This is a genomic window from Dankookia rubra (assembly GCF_004355005.1).
GTDB lineage: Bacteria > Pseudomonadota > Alphaproteobacteria > Acetobacterales > Acetobacteraceae > Paracraurococcus > Paracraurococcus ruber_A.
Genome location: NZ_SMSJ01000199.1, coordinates 1 through 3,934, shown reverse-complemented (window position 1 = coordinate 3,934; position 3,934 = coordinate 1). Strand labels below are relative to the sequence as shown.

4 protein-coding genes and 1 pseudogene are annotated in these 3,934 nt (G+C 65.3%); 4 read left to right on the top strand and 1 reads right to left on the bottom strand.

Annotation, left to right across the window (positions count from 1 at the left end; genetic code table 11):
• Positions 1-110: 110 nt before the first annotated feature.
• A pseudogene (locus E2C06_RS35690) lies at positions 111-602 on the top strand (IS630 family transposase); the annotation flags it as partial.
• A gap of 101 nt (positions 603-703) precedes the next feature.
• Here the strand turns inward: E2C06_RS35690 and E2C06_RS35685 are convergent.
• Positions 704-994 carry a hypothetical protein gene (locus tag E2C06_RS35685; RefSeq protein ID WP_133293279.1) on the bottom strand — a complete coding sequence of 97 codons (291 nt, stop codon included), beginning with the start codon at positions 992-994 and terminating at the stop codon, positions 704-706.
• A gap of 537 nt (positions 995-1,531) precedes the next feature.
• Between E2C06_RS35685 and E2C06_RS35680 the strand changes: the two genes are divergently transcribed.
• From E2C06_RS35680 to E2C06_RS35675, 3 genes are all read left to right on the top strand, one after another.
• Positions 1,532-2,344, top strand: coding sequence for a hypothetical protein (locus tag E2C06_RS35680; protein ID WP_133293278.1), 813 nt, complete (start codon positions 1,532-1,534; stop codon positions 2,342-2,344).
• Between the two features lie 688 nt (positions 2,345-3,032).
• Positions 3,033-3,251 carry a hypothetical protein gene (locus tag E2C06_RS40080; RefSeq protein ID WP_241671620.1) on the top strand — a complete coding sequence of 73 codons (219 nt, stop codon included), beginning with the start codon at positions 3,033-3,035 and terminating at the stop codon, positions 3,249-3,251.
• Positions 3,205-3,810: an IS630 family transposase gene (locus E2C06_RS35675; RefSeq protein WP_241671621.1), complete on the top strand. Its 606-nt coding sequence runs from the start codon at positions 3,205-3,207 to the stop codon at positions 3,808-3,810. The genes E2C06_RS40080 and E2C06_RS35675 overlap by 47 nt, the downstream gene beginning before the upstream one ends.
• Positions 3,811-3,934 lie beyond the last annotated feature (124 nt).

The following is a 3,934-nucleotide window of genomic DNA, read 5'->3' as shown; positions in this document are numbered from 1 at the left end:
CCATGGCCAAGGCTCAGTTCGCCGTCCTGTTCGGCCAGCGCTTCACCAAAGCCCTGGCCTGACCGTGTCGTTCAACCGACCGGACGCACACGGAATTCCTGACACTCCCGACCTGGGCGAAAACCAACATGACGCGCACACACGGCTGGGCCCCGCGCGGCCAGCGCCTGGTGTGCGCCGTGCCGCACCGGCGCTGGACCACGCTGACCTTCCTGGCCGCCCTGCGCGCGGACGGCCTCACCGCGCCCTGCGTGTTCGACGGCCCGATCAACGGCTGCCTGTTCCTGGCTTGGGTGCGGCAGTTCCTCGTGCCCTCATTGCGGCCCGGCGACGTGGTCGTGCTGGACAATCTGGGCAGCCACAAGGGCGCGGGCGTGCGCCGGGCCATCCGCGACGCGGGCGCGCACCTGCTGTTCCTGCCGCCCCACAGCCCGGACCTGAACCCGATCGAGATGGTGTTCGCAAAGCTCAAGGCGTTGCTGCGCAAGGCCGACGAGCGATCCATCACCACGGTATGGAACCGCATCGGCGCGCTGCTCCAGCAGTTCAGCCCAGATGAATGTGCCCGGTATGTCAAACACGCAGGCTACGACCAAACCTGATCCGGTTTTGCTCTAGCAAATTACTGGTGGCGAGAGTTAGCAGCGCTTCTTCTTCCACGATGAGAGCCAATGGTGCCTGTCGGTCTCATTCATTAGTGACGTCACGGCCTATCCCTATAAATCTGGCGCTTTACCCCGACGCAAACCGACGCCCAAAAGGCGCCGACCAGCTCGACTTCGGGACAAAACAGCAACAGAGCCCAGGCCCCGGGGCGCGATGTCAGACCCGCAGTGACAAACATCACGTAATCGCTCGAAATGGGGTTAAATTTTACCAGAAAAACCAACAAAAATTTTATGCGCCCCAAGTCGGCTGCTATCGCCATCGTCTGATGGTCGGGTCGATCTGGTTGGGGTGGCATCCCGTGGCCGCAGCGGGTCAGAACGGTCATGACAGGCTGCCGTGCGAGCGGTGCACGGCAGAAAACCAGTTCGTCGTACCGGCTGCTGCGAACCGCGTTGGCAGTATTGGCGCTGCCGTGGTGGCAGGTAGTTGCGGCTTCGGTCGGGGCGAGGGTCCCATGAGGGAGCTGCTGCGGGGGTGACATCTGACTGCCAAGTCGGCGCGCTAGGCGACCTCAACGGAAGCCTCCATGTCGGCTAGTAGGTAGGTGAAGGCGCGGCGCTTGACGAATGGCCTTCCGCCACCCTCCGGGTCACAGATTTCTCGGGACCTTCGCGAGGAGCGTGCTCTTGCAGGGTAGGGCGGGATAGCGGGTCGCGAGGCCTGGATGCTTAGAGTGCCGCGATTTATCAGGATCATAGTGATGGTTGGCGTGGTACAAAAACTATCAGGCGATGTAGCCGCCAGGCTTGTGCAATCAATGAGTATTGGTCGTAATGGGGTTGTATCCCGCAGGTCGGCATCCCCAAATGCTCTGCTGAACCGGTTTGTGCCGTGCCTTTTGCGCTAGTTTGAAAGTTGTCTCTTGCACCTCAGTCCTGAAGACATCGCCGCCGCCGAGGCCTGCGGCATCAGCTTCCTTCCCGCTTCCGATGCGCAGGTCCAGCGTTTGGCCATGCAGCGGAAGGTTTTTTACCGGGCCGGCGCGCCGATCCTGGCAACCCGCGGCGACGGACTGTTCGAGACAGCGGGCACGCTGCTGCAACTGATCGATGAAGGTCGCCAGCAGCAGCACGACCTATCGCAATGGCTGGAGCCGCCGCAATCGGCGACAGGAGCGATGCCCGAGGCAGTACCAGAGCCGGACATGGTCAAGGCGGCGCCAAGAGCACCGGCATGCTTGCCCACGCCGGCCACAGCCGAACTTCTGGTACCCTCGCCGAAGCGTCAACTGCAGAAGCGGCGTCGCCTCGATATGCCTGTGCCGGCAGCTCCGGAACCGGCGGCCTTACCCCAAATGGTCGAGCCTTCGCCGGATGGCGAGGCGAGTAGGGCGGAATCGGAGGGCACCTCCGTAGCCGAACTCCTGGTACCCTCGCCGAAGCGTCAACTGCAGAAGCAGCGTCGCCTCGACATGCCCGTGCCGGCAGCTCCGGAGCTGGCGGCCTTGCCCCAAATGGTCGAGGTTGAGCCTTTGCCGGATGGCGAGGCGAGTAGGGCTGAATCGGAGGGCACTTCCGTGCCGCCAACCTTATCGTTTACCTCAGGGCGGATCGCGGCACGGACGCCGGCGACTAGGGTGGACGTTTCGGGCCAGGATCGCGGCAAGCGTTGGCTGATGGCCGGCGCGACACGACGTGGGCGCGCCGGCAAGCACTGGAGCACGCGGCAGCGCTAACAGCACTGTGCGCGAGGGCGACGGATTGCCCAGGGCCGTGGTCAGCATCTGCTGTATGACCAAGCTCAGGTACTTCTGCGGCTGCCTGGGCGTGGGAGGCGGCGAAGACGTCCGCCGCGGCAGCAGGACATTGCCAACAAGGCCGGCGATCAACCTGTGGCCACGCCCAGCGTCGGATGCGTTTGCATTACAGTCAGAGTGACGAGCAGGGCCACATAGGTCCTGTCGTTGACAGCGGAGCCGATCAGGTTCGCTAACAGGAATAGCCACCACGGTTGGGTGGTCGTGGCGCGATAGAAGGGACACGGCTGCCACAGGGGCCGGCACCGGCCGCCACGGCACCAGTCAGCGCGGCGACGTCGATCAGGAAGCCGGTCTGCCCACCACACCGAAGCGGCAGAAGGCACAATCAAGCGGGATAGGCCGGGTTCAAAGCAAACAACAAGCAAAGCGGCCGTGGTCGGTACTCTAAGCCTGAGAACGCACGAAGCGCATTGTAGCTGGCGGGCATCAACGTTTGATCACCTGCTCCATCTAGCGGTCGAGACGCCGCCTGGTGACGAGGCTCAGACATGCTGCGCCGGACGCCTAAGCCGGGTATCGTAGCTTATGATCGGCTGCCTATTCGGTGCTGAGGCTGGCGCGCTCCGGCCAGCGGGCGCCGCGCAGGGGAGGCAGCGGCCAAGCCATGCTCGGCGGCACTGACCCTGCGGTCCTGCGCGACCTCGTGGCCGAGCAGAACGACGCGACCCTCGCGCATTACGCGGAGAGGCTGGCCGAGCGGACGGGCGGCCGGCGCTTCGACCCGAGCACGCTCAGCCGGGCGCTGCTGCGGCTCGACCTGCCGCGCAAAAAAGACGCTGCACGCCGCCGAGCAGGACCGACCCGACGTCCTCGCCGCGCGTGACGCATGGCGCGAGGAGATGCTCGCCGGGGCCGATCTTCGGCAGTTGGTCTTCCTCGATGAGAGCGGCATCGACACCCGCATGACCCGCAGCCATGCGCGGGCGCCGAGGGGCAGGCGGGCCATCGGACGGGTGCCCGGCGGGCACTGGCGACGGCTGACCATCCTCGGTGCGATCGCTGTCGAGGGCATGGTCGCCGCGATGACGGTCGCGGCGGCGACCAGCACCGCCGTCTTCGTCGCCCTCATCGAGGAGGTGCTGGCACCTGCCTTGAGGGCCCGCCCCGGCACCGTTCTGGTGATGGACAACCTTGCCCCGCACAAGGCTGCCGCCGCGCGGCGGGCGCTCGACCAAGCCGGCCTCGCGCGGCGCTATCTGCCGCCCCACTCGCCCGACCTCAACCCAATCGAGCTGGCTTGGTCGAAGATGAAGGAGCGCTCGCGCCAGGCCGGCGCCCGCACCATCGAGACCCTCGACAACGCCGTTCCCGACGCCCTCTCCGCCATCACCCCAGACGACGCCAGCGCGTGGTGCCGGCACTGTGGGTATCGTTCAGCTTAGAATGAACGCCGCTCTAGTGCAGTGACTCATTCGGAAGGTGCAGGCAGCCGCGCGAGCTTGGCGAGGATGTGGTCGGCGGGTTTGGTCCAGACGAATGGACTCGACGTGGCGTTATGCTCGCGGA